The sequence below is a fragment of the Haloterrigena alkaliphila genome, from assembly GCF_017352155.2.
GTDB classification, from domain to species: Archaea; Halobacteriota; Halobacteria; order Halobacteriales; family Natrialbaceae; genus Haloterrigena; species Haloterrigena alkaliphila.
Genome location: NZ_CP071462.1, coordinates 1,400,815 through 1,421,549, shown reverse-complemented (window position 1 = coordinate 1,421,549; position 20,735 = coordinate 1,400,815). Strand labels below are relative to the sequence as shown.

At 64.8% G+C, this 20,735-nt stretch carries 19 protein-coding genes; 11 read left to right on the top strand and 8 right to left on the bottom strand.

Annotated features, from left to right (window positions below; all coding sequences use genetic code 11):
* Nucleotides 1–194 precede the first annotated feature (194 nt).
* On the top strand, nucleotides 195–581 hold the full coding sequence (locus J0X25_RS25725) for a hypothetical protein (RefSeq protein WP_207290393.1): 387 nt from the start codon (nucleotides 195–197) through the stop codon (nucleotides 579–581).
* Between the two features lie 200 nt (nucleotides 582–781).
* Here the strand turns inward: J0X25_RS25725 and J0X25_RS25720 are convergent, their stop codons facing one another.
* The 3 genes from J0X25_RS25720 to J0X25_RS25710 all read right to left on the bottom strand — a co-directional run bounded on the left by J0X25_RS25720 (nucleotide 782) and on the right by J0X25_RS25710 (nucleotide 4,253).
* Nucleotides 782–1,573, bottom strand: coding sequence for a DUF7978 family protein (locus tag J0X25_RS25720; protein ID WP_207290392.1), 792 nt, complete (start codon nucleotides 1,571–1,573; stop codon nucleotides 782–784).
* A 117-nt stretch (nucleotides 1,574–1,690) separates the two neighbouring features.
* Nucleotides 1,691–2,896 (bottom strand): homoserine O-acetyltransferase MetX, encoded by a 1,206-nt coding sequence (gene metX, locus J0X25_RS25715; RefSeq protein WP_207290391.1) that lies wholly within the window; start codon nucleotides 2,894–2,896, stop codon nucleotides 1,691–1,693.
* A 31-nt stretch (nucleotides 2,897–2,927) separates the two neighbouring features.
* Nucleotides 2,928–4,253 carry an O-acetylhomoserine aminocarboxypropyltransferase/cysteine synthase family protein gene (locus J0X25_RS25710; protein WP_207290390.1) on the bottom strand — a complete coding sequence of 442 codons (1,326 nt, stop codon included), beginning with the start codon at nucleotides 4,251–4,253 and terminating at the stop codon, nucleotides 2,928–2,930.
* A 325-nt stretch (nucleotides 4,254–4,578) separates the two neighbouring features.
* Between J0X25_RS25710 and J0X25_RS25705 the strand changes: the two genes are divergently transcribed.
* On the top strand, nucleotides 4,579–4,917 hold the full coding sequence (locus tag J0X25_RS25705; protein ID WP_207290389.1) for a DsrE family protein: 339 nt from the start codon (nucleotides 4,579–4,581) through the stop codon (nucleotides 4,915–4,917).
* A gap of 546 nt (nucleotides 4,918–5,463) precedes the next feature.
* Here the strand turns inward: J0X25_RS25705 and J0X25_RS25700 are convergent.
* Nucleotides 5,464–6,120 carry a DUF6517 family protein gene (locus J0X25_RS25700; RefSeq protein ID WP_207290388.1) on the bottom strand — a complete coding sequence of 219 codons (657 nt, stop codon included), beginning with the start codon at nucleotides 6,118–6,120 and terminating at the stop codon, nucleotides 5,464–5,466.
* Between the two features lie 173 nt (nucleotides 6,121–6,293).
* On the opposite strand from J0X25_RS25700, the gene J0X25_RS25695 reads away from it, so the two are divergent.
* The 6 genes from J0X25_RS25695 to J0X25_RS25670 all read left to right on the top strand — a co-directional run bounded on the left by J0X25_RS25695 (nucleotide 6,294) and on the right by J0X25_RS25670 (nucleotide 12,972).
* Nucleotides 6,294–7,526 (top strand): MFS transporter, encoded by a 1,233-nt coding sequence (locus J0X25_RS25695; protein WP_207290387.1) that lies wholly within the window; start codon nucleotides 6,294–6,296, stop codon nucleotides 7,524–7,526.
* Nucleotides 7,527–7,814: 288 nt separating this feature from the next.
* On the top strand, nucleotides 7,815–8,291 hold the full coding sequence (locus J0X25_RS25690; RefSeq protein ID WP_207290386.1) for a plastocyanin/azurin family copper-binding protein: 477 nt from the start codon (nucleotides 7,815–7,817) through the stop codon (nucleotides 8,289–8,291).
* A 289-nt stretch (nucleotides 8,292–8,580) separates the two neighbouring features.
* Nucleotides 8,581–9,693 carry a pyridoxal-phosphate-dependent aminotransferase family protein gene (locus J0X25_RS25685; RefSeq protein WP_207290385.1) on the top strand — a complete coding sequence of 371 codons (1,113 nt, stop codon included), beginning with the start codon at nucleotides 8,581–8,583 and terminating at the stop codon, nucleotides 9,691–9,693.
* Between the two features lie 756 nt (nucleotides 9,694–10,449).
* On the top strand, nucleotides 10,450–11,793 hold the full coding sequence (locus J0X25_RS25680) for a phospholipase C/P1 nuclease family protein (RefSeq protein ID WP_207290384.1): 1,344 nt from the start codon (nucleotides 10,450–10,452) through the stop codon (nucleotides 11,791–11,793).
* 99 nt (nucleotides 11,794–11,892) lie between these two features.
* Entirely contained in the window at nucleotides 11,893–12,351 is a 459-nt protein-coding gene (locus J0X25_RS25675) for a hypothetical protein (RefSeq protein WP_207290383.1), read from the top strand.
* Between the two features lie 132 nt (nucleotides 12,352–12,483).
* Nucleotides 12,484–12,972 carry a hypothetical protein gene (locus tag J0X25_RS25670; protein WP_207290382.1) on the top strand — a complete coding sequence of 163 codons (489 nt, stop codon included), beginning with the start codon at nucleotides 12,484–12,486 and terminating at the stop codon, nucleotides 12,970–12,972.
* A 208-nt stretch (nucleotides 12,973–13,180) separates the two neighbouring features.
* Here the strand turns inward: J0X25_RS25670 and J0X25_RS25665 are convergent, their stop codons facing one another.
* Nucleotides 13,181–14,521 (bottom strand): S8 family peptidase, encoded by a 1,341-nt coding sequence (locus tag J0X25_RS25665; protein ID WP_207290381.1) that lies wholly within the window; start codon nucleotides 14,519–14,521, stop codon nucleotides 13,181–13,183.
* A gap of 426 nt (nucleotides 14,522–14,947) precedes the next feature.
* Complete coding sequence (gene eif1A, locus J0X25_RS25660) at nucleotides 14,948–15,238, bottom strand: translation initiation factor eIF-1A (protein ID WP_174681791.1); 291 nt, start codon at nucleotides 15,236–15,238, stop codon at nucleotides 14,948–14,950.
* Between the two features lie 279 nt (nucleotides 15,239–15,517).
* Between eif1A and J0X25_RS39900 the strand changes: the two genes are divergently transcribed.
* Both J0X25_RS39900 and J0X25_RS25650 read left to right on the top strand, forming a co-directional pair.
* A complete protein-coding gene (locus tag J0X25_RS39900; protein ID WP_207290865.1) occupies nucleotides 15,518–15,697 on the top strand; it encodes a DUF7470 family protein in 180 nt (59 codons plus the stop codon).
* Nucleotides 15,698–15,778: 81 nt separating this feature from the next.
* The gene (locus J0X25_RS25650) at nucleotides 15,779–16,033 is read left to right on the top strand and encodes a DUF8015 family protein (protein ID WP_207290380.1); all 255 of its coding nucleotides are present in this window, start codon (nucleotides 15,779–15,781) and stop codon (nucleotides 16,031–16,033) included.
* 111 nt (nucleotides 16,034–16,144) lie between these two features.
* Here the strand turns inward: J0X25_RS25650 and J0X25_RS25645 are convergent, their stop codons facing one another.
* Entirely contained in the window at nucleotides 16,145–18,121 is a 1,977-nt protein-coding gene (locus J0X25_RS25645; RefSeq protein WP_207290379.1) for a DUF460 domain-containing protein, read from the bottom strand.
* Between the two features lie 367 nt (nucleotides 18,122–18,488).
* On the bottom strand, nucleotides 18,489–19,430 hold the full coding sequence (rnz, locus tag J0X25_RS25640) for a ribonuclease Z (protein WP_207290378.1): 942 nt from the start codon (nucleotides 19,428–19,430) through the stop codon (nucleotides 18,489–18,491).
* Nucleotides 19,431–19,582: 152 nt separating this feature from the next.
* On the opposite strand from rnz, the gene J0X25_RS25635 reads away from it, so the two are divergent.
* Entirely contained in the window at nucleotides 19,583–20,713 is a 1,131-nt protein-coding gene (locus J0X25_RS25635; protein ID WP_207290377.1) for a DUF7282 domain-containing protein, read from the top strand.
* Nucleotides 20,714–20,735 lie beyond the last annotated feature (22 nt).

The following is a 20,735-nucleotide window of genomic DNA, read 5'->3' as shown; positions in this document are numbered from 1 at the left end:
GACGAATTCTCGAGCGACCGTTCGCCATTACTCGATCGTACCATCGAGTAGCGCGCTCGAGCCGGCCGAATTCATCACGGTCGTTCACGGCGTATCGTCGGTTCTCGAGAACGCGTTTACAGCCGTGAACGTCCGGTTCAATGGCGAATTACGAGATCGAGAAGGTTTTAACTCATGGCCGAGTAAGAAGTTGTATGATGTGGCAAGACCTGATCTTCATGCTCGGAAGCGGCCTCTCGATCGTCTTTCTGGCGCCGACCCTCCGCGACGCCAGTTCCCGCGTCCCCCTCGGCACCAGTCTCCCGTCGATGGGGATCGGTTTCGTCTACGCTGCGACCTTCTTCACGCTCGGAATGACTTTCTCGGCGCTCGGCTCGCTGGCCGCCGGCACGATGTGGTCGCTGATCGCCATGCTCCGATCGCCGACCGGCATGAGCGTCTCGGGACGACTCCTCCGCGTCGAGAGTCCCGCCCTGTTCGTCCACGACCTGCGTCGCTGGCTCACCAACTACCGCTCCTCGACCGGCAGCGAACAGTTCGTCTCCTTCGACGGCGCGGACGCTCACGAACAGCAGTACTGAGTGCGGAACGCGCGTCTCAGCGCGTTCGCTCCTTATTTCGCGGCGCTTCGTCATCGACGCTCGAGTCGATCGACCGCCGATCGACGACGGTCCGGGGCGGCGGTTCGGCGAGTGCAGGCGCTCTCGAGTACGATGGCGTCGCGCGAAAAAACGATTCCTCCTGACCCCGGATCAGCAGGGTAGGTAGCTGCCGCGTCGCGTTACTGCACCTTCGCCATCACGGTCTCGAGGGCCTCGCGACGCTTGGTGAGCACCCCACCCAGCGCACCGAGGACCACGGGGACGACGAGCCCCGCGTAGAGGATCGCGTCGCTGGTCGAGGGAGCGAACTCGACGTTGGAGGTGACCTGATCGCCCGCGTCGTTGAGGAACTCGCCGGCGCTGAGCCCGAGGACGCCGGACCCCTCACCCTCGACGAGTTCGATGACGGTGGGCACTTCCGAGAACGAGTGCGTCATCACGAGCGCGACGAGCGCGGCGAACGCGAGGTACGGAACGGCGACGGTCGCGCCGGCCTTCGCAGCGTCGGCGGCGTCGTCGGCGTCGGTGTATCGGGCGACCGCGTAGCCGGCCGCGACGATGCCACCGACCGTCGCGAGGAAGAGGAGCAACTCTGAGAGGAAGAACGGTCCGCCCGCGAACGCGGCGGCCTGATTCGGCGCGTCGCCGAGCGTTGCCGCTTCGCCGTCGACCTCGAACCCGGTCCCGAACGCGCTGAGGTAACTCCAGCCGGCGGCTTTCCAGGAGGCGACCATCTCCGTCACGACCAGATCCTCACCGATGGTCGCGGCCTCCGGACTCGACTGTGCCGTCGATACCGCCGTCAGGAACAGGTGCGCGAGGTACGTGGCGATCACCGCGATCGCCCCGAACACTGCCCCCTCCTTGATCGGCAGTTCGCTGGCGGTTCCCTGCCCGGCCGCCGGCCGCTGTGCGGGTTGCTCCTCGACCTGTCGCTCGTCGTCGTACTCGAGTTGACTATCGTCTGCCATCGATGATAAATCAAACAGAGTGATATTATATGTTGCGAACTAGTCGCCCGTCTCGTGCGAATTTACCCTTTTGAGCGCGAATATGCAGTAATTTCCGCCTTCGCCGACGGGGAAATATCACTCGGAAAAGAGGCTCGTGTGGACCGGGGCGAACGATTCCGTCTCGACGGCTTCCGACCCCGTATCGGTGATCGCTCGACCGGCGAGTCCGGCCTCGAGCAGGTCCGACAGCGGCGGACCGACATTCTCGGGTTCGACGAGGAAGGCGTCGTGGCCGTGGTCCGACTCGACGACGTGGTGGGCGACGTCGACGCCGCCCTCGCGGCAGGCTTCGGCGAGCGCCTCGGCCTGTTCGACGGTGAAGTGCCAGTCGCCGGTAAAGGAGAGGACGAGGAGTTCGCCCTCGAAGGCCGCCAGCGCGTCCGCGTCGGACTCGTAGCCCGCCGAGAGGTCGAAGTCGTCCATCGCGCGGGTCATGTAGAGGTAGCTGTTCGCGTCGAAGCGGTCGGTGAACTTGTCGGCCTGGTAGTCCAGATAGGACTCGACCTCCCGATACGGGAAGAAGGCGGCCGCGGGATCCGGGGGCTCCTCGCGGACGGCCTCCCGACCGGCCGAGCGGCGGCCGAATTTCCGCGACATGGAGGCCTTCGAGAGGTACATGATGTGACCGATCTGCCGGGCGCGTGCGAGGCCGTCCGTCGGTTCCGGCCCGCCGTAGTAGTGGCCGCCGTTCCAGTTCGGATCGCTGGTGATCGCCCGCCGGGCGACCGTATCGAGCGCGAGACACTGCGGATCGAGCCGGGCGGCGGTGGCGACTGCCCCGGCCCGCTCGACGTCGTCCGGATAACGGCGGAGCCAGTCGAGGACGTTCATCCCGCCGACGCTGCCGCCGACGACGGCGTGGATGCGGCCGACGCCGAGTTCGTCCAGCAGCTGCCGCTGGGCGCGCGTCCAGTCGCCGACCGTGACCGGCGGGAAGTCGGTGCCGTAGGGCTCGCCCGTCTCGGGATTCTCGCTGGACGGTCCCGTCGTGCCGTAGCAGGAGCCGGGCGCGTTCGCACAGACCACGTAGTACTCGCTGGTGTCGACGGCCTTCCCGGGGCCGACGACGTCGCCCCACCAGGCGCGGGCCTGGCCCGCGGTGTCGCCGCCCGAGTCGGGTCGGCGGGCGACGTGGGAACTGCCTGTCAGCGCGTGGCAGACGACGACCGCGTTGTCGCCCGTGAATTCGCCGTAGGTCTCGTAGGCCACCTCGAGGCGCGGAATCGTCTCCCCCGAGAGGAACTGGAACTCGCCGAGATCGATCGTGTCTTTGGTCGTCATAGTGTGGGGATGGATACAGTGATCGTGGCGCTCAGTCGCTCGCCGCTCGCGTCGCCGCGTCGATCGCTTGCTCGAGGTCGGCGAGAATATCTTCCGGATCCTCGATGCCGACGGACATTCGGATCAGGTCGTCGGTGACGCCGGCCTCCTCGCGTTCCTCGGGCGTCAACTGCCCGTGGGTGGTGCTCGCGGGGTGGATGACCAGCGTCTTCGCGTCGCCGATGTTCGCGAGGAACTGGGCGACCTCGACGCTCTCGCAGAAGGTCTTACCCGCCTCGAACCCGCCCTCGAGGCCGAACGCGACCATCCCCCCGAAGTCCGACAGATAGCGGGTGGCGTTGTCGTGGGTCGGGTGGGTCTCGAGGCCCGGATGGGTGACCCAGGCGACGTCCTCGTGGTCGACGAGGTACTCCGCGACGATGGCGGCGTTCTCGCAGTGTTTCTCGACGCGAAGGGGCATCGACTCGAGTCCCTGCAGGGTCTGCCACGCGTCGAACGGGGACTGCTGGTTGCCCAGACTGCGCAGCGAGCGGTAGCGCGCGGTGGCGGCGAAGGGCGCCTCGGGAAAGTCCCGCGAGAAGTCGACGTCGTGGTAGGCGTGGTTCGGACCCGCGATCTCGTCGTAGCCGTGCTCGCCCCACGGGAACGACCCGCCGTCGACGAGGACGCCGCCGACGGTCGTGCCCGAACCGTGGAGCCACTTGGTCGTCGACTCCCAGACGACGTCGGCCCCGTGCTCGAGCGGGCGACAGAGCGCCGGCGTCGCGAAGGTGTTGTCCACCACGAGCGGCACGCCGTTCTCGTGGGCGACCCCGGCGATCCGCTCGAAATCGGGCGTCACGAGCGAGGGGTTGCCGATCGTCTCGACGTGGACGAACGCGGTGTCCTCGTCGATTGCCTCCTCGTAGGCGTCGTACTCGAGGGTGGGGACGAACTTCGTCTCGATGTTCCGTCGAGAAGCGGTCTTCGAGAAGTAGGCGGTGGTCCCCCCGTACGTATCGGTGGAACAGACCACGTTGTCCCCCGCCTCGGCGAGGATCAGCGTCGCGGAATCGAGGGCGGCCATCCCGCTGGCGGTCGCGACCGCGTCCGCGCCGCCCTCGAGCGAGGCGAGGCGCTTCTCGAGGGTGCGGACGGTCGGGTTGGCGATGCGAGAGTAGATGTAGCCGTCGTCCTCGAGGGCGTAGCGATCGGCGGCGGTGTCGGCGTCGTCGAACACGTAGGAGGTGGTCTGGTAGATCGGCGGGGCCATCGCGCCCGTCTCCGGATCGGGAGACTGGCCGGCGTGGACGCTTCGCGTCCCGAGACCGCGCTCGGGACGGTCTGAACTGGTCCCGTCGCTCGCGTCGTCGCTCATGTTTAGTATGCATACTACTGCAGATTCATATGCATCGCAGTAACGGCAAAAACCGCAGCCGATTCGGTGTGATTCACACGCGAACTTTTTGCCCCTCGGGTTCGCTCGCTGCGCTCACTCACCACTCGGCGCAAAAACTTCGATGAAATAGGGCCGCCTGCGCGGGCAAAGCCCGCGCAAGCGGAGAACTGCTCGCTGCGCTCGCAGATGCTCATAGGGGATTGGGGTTCACAGCAGAAACTAGTTGAAGCGACGAGCGCTCGAGTGGTGACTGCGTTCCCTCGCAGGGCCAACGACTACCCGCTCACGAGGCCGAGCAACGGTCGTGCAGACAGTATTCCACCTGATCGCCGACGATCCGGAACAGCAACAGACCGCACTCACGATCGCCAACAATCTCACGAAAGACGACTCCGTCGAGATCGACGACATCGCCATCGTCGCCCAGGCCGAGGGGATCGAACCGCTGACGGCCGGCGGCGACGGCAGTGACGCGGTCGAAGAACTGCTCGAGACCGGGGTCGCCGTCAAGGCCTGTGGCAACACGCTCGAATTGAAGGACCTCGCGGAGTCGGACCTTGTCAATGGCGTCGAGACCGTTCCCTCCGGCGGCGGTGAACTGACCCGCCTGCAGGACGAGGGCTACGCTTACATTCGGCCGTAACGGTCACGGGTTCGGGTCGTCCTGCAGCGGTCACATGCGGTCCGTTCAAATAGGCGATCTAGATACCGCTCGGCCGGTCAGCTGGCATGCGGTGGCGCGTGCTGTGCCGCGGTGAGCGAAAGCGAGGTGCGAACGGAGTGAGCGCCTCGGAAAGCGAATGGGGAGCGAAGCGACCCATGAGCACAGCGAACCGCGGCACGAACTCACGCGAGGGATGAGCGAGCGGAGCGAGCGAATCGGCTGGGGAGGGCGTGGCGAATCACTGTTGCCACGATAGCAGGACACTTCGCTTTACTCACTCCGCCAATCGAAGCGCCGTTCCATTCGCACACTCAGTTGCCGTTCAATACAGGCGGAGAAGTGTGCGCTCACCGCGAGCGAACGGAGTGAGCGAGCGGGCCGACGACCGACCCGTAGGGGAGGGAGGAGTGCTTTTCATCGAAGTTTTGCCGAGGGCGCGCCTCCGGCGCGCCCGCAGCGCAAAAGTTCGGTTCGCAGACGAACTGAACAGGAACGTAAGTGGACGCGACCAGGAGATCGATTCGTTCACTCGTGCTCGAGGGACTCGAGCATCGTTCGAACGGCGCCGGATTCGGTTTCGAACCCGCCCGCCTGCGGATAGGCGGCGACGCCGATCACGAAATCGTCACCGTGGGAGACGAGTTCGCTGACCTGCAGGAAGACGTCGAGGGTCGTCCCGGCCTCGATCAGCCGGGCCTTCGCCCGGTAGCGGGCGAGCGTCGTCTCGCTGTCCAGCACCGAAATCGGCTCCTCGCCGACGCGCTCGACGTCCTCGAGTTGGTCGTACCGGTCCTGAATCAAGGCGACGAGTTCGTCGGTCGAGTACTCGCCGACCGGATTGAAGGTCTTGCCGAGCATCGACACCTGCGGCGTGGTGAGCACGGAGACGACCGAGGCCTGAAACCGTCCCAGTCCGAGCGCGTCGAGGGTCACCGACCGATCGTACTCGGCGTACCAGTTGCTGACCTCGATTGTCCGTTCGATGCCGAACCGGCCGATCGTGCGCTCGACGACGACTTCCTCGACGGTGTGTTCCGCGTAGCCGGTCTCCTCGAGGGCCGCCTGCGAAACCCCCGCCGGATCCGACGCGAGTTCGTCGGCGACGAGATCGGTACAGCCGGCGACCAGCGCGGTTCCGGCGGTCGCCCCCGCGGCGAGAAGGTGTCTTCGAGAGACGGTCATCGAGGGAGACAGGTCGCCGAAGAACGAAAACGCATCGGTTCGAACCGTCAGCGGTATCGGTTCGAGCCGTCGGCGTTCCGCCGCCGCTGTCACGAACGGAGGCTGCCCGCGATCGGCCGGCCTCGGCGGCCGAGACGAACGCCTTGATATTCGCGTAGTGACAAGGGCCACTCGTGCACTCGAGAAACCGGGATCGAGTCGTCCTCGCCGCCGTCGTCTTCGCCGTGCTGTTCTCGCAGCTGTTGCTCTACCCCGGCGTCGCGACGCTCGTCGAGACGCTGGGGGCCGACGCGGCGACGTCGCCGTTCGCGGCGACCCCCCTCGATGCGAGCATGTGGTTTCTCGTCGCCGAGTTCACCGGCTACGTCGCCTTCGTCGGCCTCTGGGGGGCCGCGAGCGACATCACGGGTCGCCGAACGCCCTTTATCGTCGCCGGAGCGCTCGCCGGGGCCGTGAGCTACGCCGCCCTCGCCGCCGTCCCCGCGGTCGGCTCGGTCCCCTTCGAGGGAGTGCTCCTCCTGCGGTTCGTTCAGGGCGCGATGACCATCGGCGCGTTCTCGCTGACGATGACCATGCTGATGGACCTCGAGGGCGGTCACGGCCGGAACATGGGCGCTGCGGGTATCGCGATCGGGCTCGGCGCCGCCCTCGGCGCGCCGATCGGGGGCCGACTCACCGAGTTCGATCCGCTCGCGCCGCTACTGGGCGCCGCCGGACTGCTCGTCGTCGTGGGCCTGCTCGTCATCCGCGTCACGGACCGGTCGCCCGGCGGTGGGCGGACCGCTCGAGCGGTCCTCGAGGGCGTTCGCCGCCAGCCGGCGCTGTCGATCCCATACGTCTTCGGCTTCGTCGACCGGCTGACGGCGGGTTTCTTCGCGCTCGTCGGGACGCTCTACTTTCAGGACGCGTTCGGCGTCGGCCCCGCCGCGACCGGACTGTTGCTGGCGTGCTTTTTCGCCCCCTTCGCCCTCCTGCAGTATCCCATGGGGATGCTCTCCGACCGGATCGGTCGAACCCTGCCGATCGTCGTCGGGTCGCTGTGTTACGGCGTCGGCATCCTCGCCGTCGGCGCCGCCCCGTCGGTCGCGACCGCGGCGATCGCGATGGTCGCCGTCGGCGTGCTCGGCGCGCTGGTCTCGCCGGCGACGATGGCGCTGGTCACCGACGTCGCCGCCGAGAGCGAGCGCGGGGTCGCCATGGCCGGCTTCAACGTCGCCGGCAGCCTGGGCTTTCTGAGCGGCTTCCTCGTCGGCGGGGCGGTCGCCAGCGAGTACGGCTACGATCCCGCTTTTCTCGTCGTCGGCGGCCTCGAGATCGCGATCGCGCTGATCGCCGTCCCGGCGTTCCTGCGACTGTCGATGGGCCGTCACGACGGGTTCGCGAGCGAGGATCGCGGCCGCCTCTGACGCTCGCTTCCATCGCGGCGTGCAGGTGAATGCAGCGTCGACATGAACTCGCCCCCGGATCGTCGGATCGACTGTCAACTATCGGATTATACTGTCGATCGAAACGACTTACACGCCGACGAGAATAGATCGGGCGTCACCCCGAACGACCCGGGTACGGTACGATTTCATGGACTCTGCGGGCAACAGTCACGGGAACATATTCGGCGAGGGAATGGTGTGGAAACACATGACAGTGTCACGATAGAGGGTATCAATTTTTATGTACTCAATCCCAATCCCGTAGTGATGGCACGAGAATACTCAGTCTCTCGGCGGACAGCGCTGAAACTCACCGGCGCGGCGGCTTCGACTGCGCTCGTCGCCGGCTGTGGCGGCAGCGGGAACGGTAACGGCGGCAACGGCGGCAACGGCGGCAACGGCGAGGGCCCATTCGAAATCGATCCCGATACGGATATCGAGCTCCGATCGCTCGCTTCGTCCTGGGAGGGTATCGCACCGGACCCGATCAGCGGCGTCGAGAACCCGGACCTCAGCCTCCAGGAAGGCGAATCCTACACCATGATCTGGGCGGAGAACGATCAGGGCACCCACAACCTCGCGATCTACGACGACAGCCAGTCGGAAGTCGAGGGACCGACGGACCAAACCGACGAGGAAGAGCCCGGTCTGGAACTCGATTTCGAGCCGTCGGACGAGACCGTCGAGTACGTCTGTGTGCCCCACTACAACGCCGGAATGGCCGGCAACATCGAACTCCAGTAACGCCGACGATCCGGCGCGAACGCACCGGACGTACCGGACGAGACGTTTCGAGAATTATATGGATAGCCGGTCGCTACCGTTTTTTCGGTGGCCGGCGTGACGTCGTAGCCGGCACCGTCGGACTCCCCAACCACCGAAGCGGCATTCGTCCGACGACCGCTGTACCCCACTTGACGCCTCCGCCTGTCCGGTCCGACGAATTCAGTCGTCGATCGATTCTTCGCTCCCAGCGGGCATCAAAAGTACCATACCGTCTCGCATACCAGTAGGCGGTACTCAGGTGATTTCCGTGACCGAAAAACGCGAATATACGGGCGACTACCCCGACAAGACGCTATATATCCCCGGTCCGACCGAGGTGCGCGAGGACGTCATCGAGGCGATGTGCGAGCCGATGTTCGGTCACCGCATGGACCGGATGACGGACCTCTACACGACCGTCGTCGAGGACACGAAGGAGTTCCTCGGCACCGAGAACGACGTCATCGTCCTGACGGGGTCGGGGACCGAGTTCATGGAAAGCGCGATCCTGAACCTCGTCGACGAGGACGTCCTCGTGACGACCTGCGGCAGTTTCAGCGAGCGCCAGGCCAACGTCGCCGAACGACTGGGCAAGACCGTCGATACCCTCGAGTACGAGTGGGGGCAGGCGGTCAAACCCGAGGACGTCCGCGAGCGACTCGAGGAGCGCGACGCCGACTACGACGCCGTCACCTGCGTGATGAACGAGAGTTCGACCGGCGTCCGCAACCCCATCGAGGAGATCGGCGACGTGGTCGCCGAGTATCCGGACACCTACTTCGTCGTCGACGCCGTCTCCGCGCTGGGCGGCGACTACGTCGACATCGACGAGCACGAGATCGACGTCATCTTCACGTCGGTCCAGAAGGCGTTCGCCATGCCCCCCGGGCTGGCGGTCTGCGTCGTCAGCGACGACGCGTACGAGCGCGAACTCGAGTCCGAGTCCGCCTCGTGGTACGGCGGTTTCCAGCGGTCGCTCGACTACTACGACCGGAAGGGACAGACCCACTCCACGCCGGCGATCCCGGTTATGCTCGCGTATCGAAAGCAAATGAAACACATGCTCGAGGAGGGCCACGACGCCCGGGATCAGCGCCACCGCGAGATGGCCGAGTACACCCGCGAGTGGGCCCGCGAGCACTTCGCGATGTTCCCCGAGGAGGGGTACGAATCACAGACGGTCGCCTGCATCGAGAACACGCGGGGGATCGACGTCGCCGAGACCATCGAGACCGTCTCCGAGGAGTACGACATGGTCTTTTCGAACGGCTACGGCTCGCAGCTCGGCGAGCAAACGTTCCGCATCGGCCACATGGGTGAACACGACCTCGAGTCGATCGAAGCGTTGACCGACGCCATCGAGGACGTCACCGGACTCTGAGCCGGGTTCGGGACCCGTCGGTCGAACGGCCTGTCACGCTCTCGGTCGCGACTTTGTATCGGCGAGCAGCCGTCGAACGACGGTCGCCGCGTCTTTGAACGCGTTTATGTCGACCGAGCCGGGGCGGGCCGTTCGAGACCTCGAGGTCCTGCAACCGGTCCGGAGGAGCATCAAAATTGCCATATCGCTACTCCGTTTACGGACACAACGCTTTCCCGTGTCCGAGAAACACGGGTACAAGAGAAATATCCCAACCAAGACAGTGTATCTCCCGGAGCATTCTCGGTATCGATATCAAGGTGATCACCTTCACGGGTCGAGAATCGACTTCGGAGAGGACTCGGTTCCGGACCTCGGCGACGAGGAGGTCCTCGGGACTATCCGCGGGCCTCAGTGAGCGATAGGCCGGCGTCCCTCGGAGTCTCGGGGAGAGTATCGACGCTCTCGTGCTGGAGGTGACACTAGAGCAGGCTTCTGCCCATCGGTCGCGTTCTCCGTTTTCAGTCGATATCCGTGTACGGGGATACACGTAGTCGGATCAACGTCGAGTGAAATCGAGGACTGCGTCGGATTCGTTTCACGCGGCGCAAAAGGCACCAGTATATAAGCTCCATGGTTATATTAAATTACAACTATATTAATTAATAAAGTAAATTTATAAATATTGTATGTTTGAGAGTCAATAATGAGATTCAGGAGATATATTTATATTCTATTCTAAGCAAAGTTTATATATTGACGCTGTTATACTCGGTTGTGGTTAAGAAGAATACAGGCGGAAAGCGGTCGAATAGAGTCAAACTGAACCGAAGAACGGCGCTTAAATCGGGTCTTTCCGGATTTGGCGTCGCCGGCCTGTCCGGGATGGTTGCCGCATCCGAACCGGACGAATCTGGGCCAGAAAACGAACCCAGAGATGCCGCACCGCCGCCGACGATCGAATACGGCAAGAAGATCAAGGAACTCACCGGACCTATCCTTCCGCTACTGGGGGAGAAGGACCAAACGCTGTCATATATCGACGAAGCGGACGTATCCGCAGAGCTACGACAGCAGGCGCGTGAAAACGTGAAGGACCTTTGGGATCGCATCGACGTCAAAACGAAGACGAAAAAGCAGGGAAAGGGCCCGTACAAAACAAAAACGACGGTGTATCAGCTACAGGGTAGCGTCAAAAAGGCCAACGAAACGCTCCAGACGTTGGCGACACGCCAGATGAATCAGGGGGGAGTGAGCGCTGCCAGCAGTGGGCAGACCGCGAGCATATCGTCGGTTATCAATTCCGGAGCAGAGGTACTCGGGGATGACGACAGCGCCGGTGAGGTTTCAGTGCAGTGGGATCCGACAGATTCCCACCAGCTCATGAACGAGTTCGCCGGGAAGAACCTTGATCTCGACGACAGTCACTGTACTACCCTGAAATACGCCGGTGATGACCCGGACAACTGGGAGTACGATGTCACGGGCATGCCGGAATCGTGGGAGGAATCACTCGACCAACCGGGTCGCCGGTGGACGCACGCGTGGGGGCCGAATCCGCTTCCGGTCCCGCCGTCGACGGTCGGAAGCGCTCCCTCGTGGGCCAAAGACTACATGGAGAAGGCCCACGATGCGAGTTCCGACTACCAGAAGTACAGAAACATGGGATTCGCCCTTCATTTCCTCGCTGATATGGGGAACCCGATGCACACGGGCGCGTTTCTGCAGCAGATTCACAATCAGTGGATTCACTACACGTACGAGGCCTCTGCGGAGCGCCACCTGATGTACGAGGGAACAGACTCGAAATACGCGAATTATCTCATCAACAACGTCGATTTCAGTCTTCATCCCGACCTCGGTCCCACCGACTACGTGGAAGTAAACGACCCCGAGTTTTACCAGTTCTTCAATAAGTGGGCGAATCATGCCAAGCGACTCTCCAATATATCGCGCGACTACTCCAACGAGCACGTCCAGAAGACGTACGACTACGGGAGGAATGCCGATGTCATGGAGATAGACAAAGACATAGAGACCCAGATCGAGTACCTGTTCGAGGAAACGATGCGATTCATGATGGGCTACGTCGAGGAATACAACGGCGACGTCTCCTACTGACTGGGAGCCCCCGACACTCTCGTCAGTGGGACCTACGTATCCCGGCACGAAAAATTTATATTGTAATAGTTGTGAACATTGCATAAAAGAAAGTCATAAATGAACTCTCACCACCTACGAACGGTCGTTATAGTTATCCTACTCGGAGTAACCCTTCCGCTCGGTGGTTGTCTTGGGGGGGGTTCCGAGTATACTGTCTCGACCGAACAGCCGACGACGGGCAACGTCTTCGGCGAAGTCGTCGAAACCGAGATTCACGAGGACTGGTCACACTACGTGACAGTCGAAGTGACGTACTCGATCAACGAGACCTGGGTCGATTCCAGCGGAAACGTGACCGGACCGAACGGAACTTGGTCGGAGCGACCGGAGATAGCGCAAGTCGAGTTGATCGACGGGACGGCCGAAGTCAGTTGGAAGGACTATCTGCGCCCAAACGATGGACGCTGGCAGGGTGAGTTCCTGCTCGGGGATTCCGAAACCCATAGCTTCCAGCTCAGGGCCGTGGTTGGTGATGAAATACTCGATACTGTAAACGTGACCGTACAGAAAACGTAACTGCAACAAAATCGATATCAATGACACCAGACCTAAACCCCCGATTCGGATATCTCGCTGTCTTCCGGGGTTCGATCAAACGTACTGATCGCCGATCGGTCCACTCGAACGAAACTCCCTCGATACACAGCCATGGTTGATGTACATACACGATACGAAATCGGGAACGAGCGATTACTCGACGGATTCATCGTCGCTCTCCTTGTTGCCGGACTCGCCTTGCTCGCACTAAACGGTCCGTACTCGTCGATCCGAGACATCAGGATCGAGACCTTCGTCTTGACTGTCCTTCCGGTCGTCCTCGCGGTCGCCGCCTACGGACGCGTCGCACCGTCCGTTTCCCCGCTTGAGACGGTAGTGGTGGCCATCTGGGGGTACTACTCGATTCGCATGGCCGGCGTAACCGCCTACTTCCTGTTCGGGGCCCAGTCCGCCTCCTATCCTGGAGAACTGGCGGAACTGTGGACCGACGTTGCGTTGTTTCTCGGGATGGCCACCGTCCTCGGTGCCCTCTATTCGGCCGCTGCGAAGGTAGATCGACCGCTGCTGAAGTGGGGACTCGTCGGTGCCGTCCCGCTCGGACAACTCGTCGCGTATGCGGTCGTCTTGTCCGTCGCCTGATCGGTGGTCAGCGCGAGACAGATCGGTGTCACTGCAGGTCTCGAGGGTCTCGTTCACCCCGAGTTCGACCAGCTGATCCGCCATCGCGTGCGACAGCGTGGTCGATCGATTCGACCAGTTTTGTGTCTCTCTCGACCCCTAGCGTGGGGCCGTCGGTGTACTCGCCGGGTGGCCGAACTCTCATCGCTTGCCTGCGATTTCGTCCCGGCTACGAAAACAGCCCCCAGAGCCACTGGAAGAAGCTCACGATCAGGTCCACGACCCGCTCGAGTAGCGACACCAGTCCGCCGCCGCTGAGGGGGCCGCTGGCGCCGTCGGTCGCGCGCTCGTCGCCCAGCGCCGCCGGTGCGTTCACGAGACCGTGTCCCTCCGCGCAGGTTCCGAGGACCGTCTCGGCCGTCTCGCCGAGGATTTCCCGGACCGGCTCGTTCGGCCCCGGACCATCCTCCTCGCGGGTTTCCCAGACCAGCGCCGCGACGCCGGTGACGAACGGGCAGGCCATGCTCGTCCCGCTCGCCTCGGCGTACTCGTTGTCGACGGTCGCCGAGGTGACGGCCGTGCCCGGCGCCAGCAGGTCGACGGCCGAGCCGACGCTGCTGTAGGACGCCAGCCGGTCGTCCTCGTTCATCGCGGTGACCGCGACGACGTGCTCGTGGGTCGCCGGGTAGGTCATCGTCTCCGCGTCGCACGAGTCGCTCCCGTCGTTCCCCTCGTTGCCGGCCGCACAGAGCAGGAGGTGCCCCGCCGAGTGCGCGGCGTCGATCGCCCTGCTGAGCGTGGAGCTCTCGGCCGTCCCCCCGAGACTCATCGAGATCAGCTCCACGTCGTTCGACATACACCAGTCGATCCCGGCGATCAGCTGGCTGTACCGACCGGAGCCGTCGTCGTCGAGCACCTTCACCGCGTACAGATTCGCGCCGGGAGCGGCGCCCACGACGCCGACGTCGTTGTCGTCGGCGCCGGCGATCCCGGCGACGTGCGTCCCGTGACCGTGACGGTCCTCGTAATCCCTGGACGTCCCGTCACTGCTGAAGTTCCGACCGCCGGCGACCGACAGACTGCAGTGGTCCGACTGGATGCCCGTATCGAGAATCCCCACGTCGACGCCCGACCCGTCCGGGTCGACGGCGTCGGCGCCGATGCGTTCCAGTCCCCAGGACGGTTGCTGGTCGGGATGGGTGGAACAACCCGAGCCGCCGGGTGGATCGAAGATGCCCGGCAGGGACGGCGACCAGTCCCCGGGGATCCCCGTCTCGTCGTCGTCTTCGACGGACGCCACGCGGCGGTCACCACGCAGTTCGTCCAGCCGGGTCGACGGCACCTCCGCGACGACGAACTCGAAGTTGTCGTACTCGAGGATCGTCGTGCCGCCGACGGCCTCGATGAGGTCGAAGAGGTCGCCGAGCCCGTCGAGCAGTCCCGTTTCGGGGTGGACGAACACCCGCTCGGTGTCGGGTTCGGACTCGGCGGCCGACGCGGGCACGCCGAGCAGCCCGGCCGCAGCGCCGGCCCCGATCCCGCCGAGTAACCGTCGCCGGCTAAGTGTCATGCGCGGGTCGACGCACAACGATAGAATAAGTCTTCTGTGTCGGATGACAGTCAGTCGAATCGATCGGTCGCGCGTTCTCTAGCGATATCGGAAACACCGATACCTCGACTGCAAGGACCAGATTCCAAGACTGTCCCTGAAGATCAGAAACTACCGATAGATATCGGACAATGAAACTAGCCCACTCGTATCGTCGGCGAGCGAGCGGTTCGAAGGACCCGAGCGACGCCGTTCACCGCGAGCGCCGTACGGCGCTCGCGGGCCGACGACTGACCCGGAGTGAACGAGAGCGCGGCGCAACGCGCCGCGTACAGACGAGCGGCGGAAGCCGCGAGTCGAGTGAACGAAGGGAAAGGAGGAGGCTTTTCATCGAAGTTTTACCGAGTGTGGTCGCGAAGCGACCGCACACAGCGTAAAAGTTCGTTCTTACTGGATATGCCCTTCCTCGCGCAACTGGTCGGCCTCGCTCTTCTCGTAGCGCCAGGTGATGTCGGCCTTCTCGTCCTGCCAGTCCCAGGGTTCGACGAGGACGACGTCGTCCTCGCGGATCCAGATACGCTTTTGCATTTTGCCGGGAATGCGCGCGGTGCGCTCCTGGCCGTCGGCGCAGCGTACTTGCACCCGATTCGCCCCGAGCATGTCCGTGACGGTCGCGAAGACCTCGTCGTCTTCGGGCATCCGGAGGTTCTTCCGACCGCCGTCACCGTCGTCGCTCATGGGTGAGCGTTCGAATCCTAGCCGTTTAACCGTTTATCAATGCGCCCCGACGGACCCGACGCCGGCGGTGATTCACCGTGCAGACGTCGGGGTCGCCACCAGCGCCAGGGTTCCACCACCACCACCACCACCATCGGGAGCGTCACCAGCATCGGCGTCGTCACCCGCCTCGTGGCCGAACTCGAGTCGGTCTACAGCCCGTCGTCGCGTACCGACGGCAGCGCCGGCCGAAACCGGAAAACCACGCCGTTTATTTCCCTCGGCTGGGCAGTGCTGGGTATGCTGCAGAACCTCGGCGCGCTCGGAATCGTCGGTCTCCTGCTCCTGATCGCGGGTATCGGGCTCATCGCGTATCAAAACCTCCTGATCGCCGCCGGGATGGCGCTCATAGTCGCGGGTCTCGGACTGGTCGTCAAGTCCCTGATCTCGGGGATGCTCCAGAACTTCGGGATGTTCTGATCGCGAGCGGCGACCGAGTCACGACACCGACGCTGCCATTGCGCTCCGAAGCGTTTTGGCGGTTCGGCGCCACGGTTCAGTATGGGCTACTCGCTGCACTACTACGACCTCGTGTTGGCCTGTATTGCCGCGAGCCTCGGGCTCGGCGCCGTTATCGGCACCGTGACGGCGGTCGCGCTCGAGGTCGCGATCGCCGTCCTCGGCCTCGTCGCGATCGGCTTCATCGTGCACGCGCTGTTCGTCAACGGCCCGGTCGACGACACCGAGGACCTAGCCGAAGAAATCGAACTCGAGGATGTTCCAGCGGTGCTGTCGCCGATGGAATCCCCGAAGTGACGGCGTCTCGAGGGGCCGGAGTGAGTCGAGTCGAAGCGACTCGAGACGCCGCGAGAACTGTCTTCGTTATTGCCGGCGCGGGCACTGTCCCCGTCGTCGCCGGCGCGGGCGCTACACCTCGTTGTCGCCGGCGCGGTGTTCGCTGATGAGTTGATCGACCATCGACGCCTTTCGATCGCGCCGGCGTTCCTCGGCGCGCTCGTGCCAGTCCTCGATGACCGCCTCGACGTCGTCCTCGCGAGCGACGGCGAGTTCGTCGACCTCCTGCATGGCGACGTCGTCGGCGGGGCCGACCGGAATCGCCTCGTCGAAGAGGATCTCGTCGGCGATCTCGGAGAGCCCGCCTTCTTTCAGGATGACCCGGGGTTCGAAGCTCGCGAGGAGGTCGGCCGTCGACTTCCCCGCGCCGCTGGCGTCCCGCAGGTAGACGACGTCGTCGGAGGCGATCCCGTACTGGTCGTCGGCCTCGCGGATCGCGCCCTTCGTGAACTTCTCGATCACCTTGACCGGGACTAACCCCTCCTTCTTCGCCGAGACGTCGCTGAAGTTCGAGTGGTCGAGCTTCCAGAGGGCCTTCATCCGCTCGACTTTCTTCTCGAGTTCCGTGACCGCCTCGCGGGCCTCGTCGCGCTCCCGTTCCAGACGGTTGGCCTTCCGCTCGAGGCGGCTGACCTCGCGGTCCTTGCGGACCTGCGTGCGCTCCTCCCGGCGCTTGAGGGAGAGCTCCGACTCGAGCTCCTCGATGCGCTCGTCGCGCTCCTCGACGCGGCCCTCGAGGGTCTCGACGTGGTTCTGGAGGCGCTCGACCTGCCGCTCGAGGGACTTGATCCGCTTTTCCTCCTCGGTGAGTTCGCGGGGCTCGTGCTCGGTCGACTCCTCTTCGTCGCCGGAGTCGTCGTCCCTCAGGTCCCGCAGGACGGCCTCGACGCTCTCCTCGCCGGCGACGACGCGGGCGGTGACCTCGCCGCGGTCGATTCCCGGCGGGAGCTTGTCGGCGATGCGCTCGAACTGGTCCTCGTGGGCGTCGACGGCGTACAGCGCGGCGGCCATCGCATCGCGCTGGTGGTCGTCGTCGTACGGTTCCTCGCGCGTGCGGTGCTGTTTCTCGTCGACCGGCAGGTCGCTCTCGGGCGCCCAGCCCGCGGCGTCGAAGCTTCGCCGGAACTTCTCGACCGTCTCTGGCATCGGCGTCACGTCGGCCGCGACGATGATCGGGCGGCCGCGTTCGACGATCCACTCGATCACGTCGGCCGTGTCGCTGGTCCGTGAACTCCAGACGTCCAACACCTCGCCCTCGAGCGAGACGATGGCGACCGCCGTCGTCGTCCCGGGGTCGATGCCGACGACGACGTGGTCGCGGCGCTTGACGAGCGGCTTGAACTCGATGCCGTCCCGGCGCTCCCGTTCGATCTCGACGCGAACGTCGCCCGAGCGATTGCGCGAGACGGGGATGTCCTGGGGCCGGGCCTCGACGGTGAACACGGCGTTCGCGAAGCCGCCGTAGGCCTCCCGGACCTCCCGCTCGTACTCGAGGTTCTCGTCCTCGAGTTCGGACTCGACCTCGCGGGCGCGCTTCTTGACGGAGCCGTGAATGCGGCGGGTGTAGCGGTCCTCGCTCCAGCCGCCGCTGCCCGTGGAACGGCCCCTCGAGACCTTGACCTCCGTCGTGTTCGTGAAGGCCGACACCTCGTGACCGACGTTGTGGGCGGCCAACCGGGCGGCGGCCTCGGCCTCCTGCATCGGGTCCTTGCCGTAGGGGATGCCGTGGCGTTTCGCGACGCGAGAGAGCGGTTCGGGTTGCTCGGCGCCGGTCACCTGCACGAGCTTCGTCCCGGTCGGGAGCGAGCCGAGGAAGTGGATGAGCTGGTCCTTGTCCGCGGCCAGCTCGTACATGTTGTCCGTCGCGACGATCGCCGGCCCCTCGTCGTCGATCAGTCGCCGGAGTTTCCGGTGGGAGACGACGTCTCGAGTGACGTCCTCGCCGTCGTAGACCGCCAGCGCGTACGAGGGGGCGTCCCCGCGCACGTCGCCGCTCTGGATGTCGACCCCGAAGACGACCGCATCGAGCGCACTCGTTCGCGTACTCACGGGCGGCCATAGGTTCGAGTCGGGTATAAATCCGGCGCGGGTTCGCACCCTGCCGTAGCTGTGCGCCTTACACTGTGTACTCGAGTCGAACGGACGGAGAGAGCGTCCTGCGACCGTGGCAACAGGGAACTGCCACACCCTCCCCAGCCGATTCGCTCACTCGCGCTCACGGCAAGGCCGTTCGCGTCCGCGGCGCGTTGCGCCGCGCTCTCGCTCACTCATCCCTCGCGCGAGGTCACCGACGCGTCTTCGCTGCTGCTCAGACGCGTCGTCAGCGCACGCCGCCGCACGGTGGGTCACCAATCGGAACGAAGCGCAAACCTACTCGAGGGAGCGAGCGGCGGAGGCGAACGACGGGGGCGAGCAGTTATTCCTCACTGTCGGGATACGAAATCTCGAGCCCCCGCCCGTCGTCGGGGACGAACACGGCATCGCCGTCACCCGCGAAGATCTCGCGGGCCTGCTCGAGGTGTTCGTCGGTCCGGCCCGCGTAGCGCGAGGAGAGGTGCATCAGCGCGAGTCGATCCGCGCCGGCCCGGTTCGCGATTGCGGCGGCCTGACGGGCCGTCGAGTGGGCCGTCTCGGCCGCGCGGTCGGCCCGATCGTCGGCGAACGTGGCGTCGTGGATCAGCAGATCGGGCTCGTCGGCGACCTCGACCGTTGCCGCCGTGGGACGGGTGTCCCCAGTGTAGACGATCGCTCGACCGGGACGGGGTTCCCCGACGACCTGGTCGGGGTCGACGACGGTGCCGTCCTCGAGTTCGACGGACTCGCCCTCGTGGAGTCGCGAGAACTTCGGCCCTACGGGAACGCCCAGTTCTTCGGCTCGCTCGCGGTCGAATCGACCCTTGCGCTCGTCTTCGACGAGGGCGTAGCCGAGCGAGCGGGTGTCGTGGTCTGTCTCGAACGCGCGGACCTCGTACTCGTCGGCGCGGTAGGGGACGTCGCCGTCGCCGACCTCGTTGATTCGCACGGGAAACCCGGGGCGGTTGCCGAGGGCCTCGACCAGCCCCTTTAGCTGGCGGCGCGTGCCGTGGGGCGCGTGGATCGCGAGCGGCGCCTCGCGGTCGTTGAAGTCCATCGTCTGGAGGAGGCCGGGAATCCCGAGGACGTGATCGCCGTGGAGGTGCGTGACGAACAGGTGCGAGATCGAGAAGCCGGTGCCGAAGCGCATCATCTGGCGCTGGGTCCCCTCGCCGGCGTCGAACAGCAACTCCTCCCCCTCGCGGGCGACGAAGACGCTGCTCGGGTTCCGCTCGGTCGTCGGAATCGCCCCGGCCGTCCCCAGAAACGTCACGCGGAGTGGCATCGTGGGATGATCCGTGAGCCGGCGCTAAACCCCCTTCGAAGCGACGGCGTGGTCGACTCGAGGAGAGAGTGCTCCGAATCGATCCGTCTCGTGCGAAGAAACTCTGCGTTTTACGTCACTCGAGTCCCTATCGGCAGACGATACACCCCCAAATGAGTTCAGGACTGACGTTCGGTACGATCAAGCGGATCGTCGCGATCCTGCTCGCGATCGCGATCGTACTCGCCGCGGGGATCATCGTCTTCCAGGCGCCCGCGATCTTCGGCGTCGAGACCGATCCCGAGGCCTCGATCACGTTCGAGGATCAACGGGGCGACGGCGAGTCGGTGGACGTCGCCGAGGTCACCCTCTCGGAGGGCGGCTTCGTCGTCGTCACGGACAGCGACGGCGAACCGCTGGCCGTCTCCGACTACCTCGAGTCGGGCACCCACGAGAACGTGACCGTCGAGCGCGGGGAGGACGGGGCCGAACTCACCGGTCAACTCACCGCGACGGTCCATCAGGACTCGGACGGCGACGAGAGCTACGACTACGCGGACAGCGACGGCGAGGACGACCGTCCCTACCTCGAGGACGGGAAGCCGGTGGCGGCCACCGCGACGGTGTCGACCAACGAGAGCGACGAGGCGCTGTTGAACTCGTTCAGGGTCGACTCGATGAGCGCTCCCGAGTCGGCGACCACGAACGAGACGATCGAGGTCACCGCCCAGATCACCAACCCGACCGAGTTGACGACCCAGCAGTCCGTCGACGTCCGTCTCGACGGCGCCGTCCTCCAGCAGCGGGCCCTGACCCTCGAGGCCGAGGAGAGCCGCGAGGTGACCTTCGAGATCGACACGAGCGGGACCGCCCCCGGGAACCGGACGATCGGCGTCTACACCGACGCCGACGGCGAACTCGCGCCGATCGAACTCTCGTTCCACACCGATCCCGCCGTCGAGATCACCGGCGCGAACGACAGTTCCCTCTCCGCCGACGTCGCGATTCCCGGCGAAGGGTTCGTCGCCGTCGAAGACGCGAGCGGGGCCATCGTCGCCTCGAGCGACGCGTTAGAACCGGGAGAACACGACGACGTCACCGTCGAGATCGACGAGAACGCCTCGATCGAGGACGACGAGCAACTGACCGCCGTCCTCTACGAGGGCGAGCCGGACGACGCGGAGAACGCGACGCCGCTGACGTATCAGGGGGAGCGCGTCGAAACCACGTTCACGCTCGCGGACGTGCCGAACGAGTCCGGCGACGGAGGGGACGGCGGCGACGGAAACAGTAGCGACGCGTAGCGCGGACCGTCGACGGCCAACC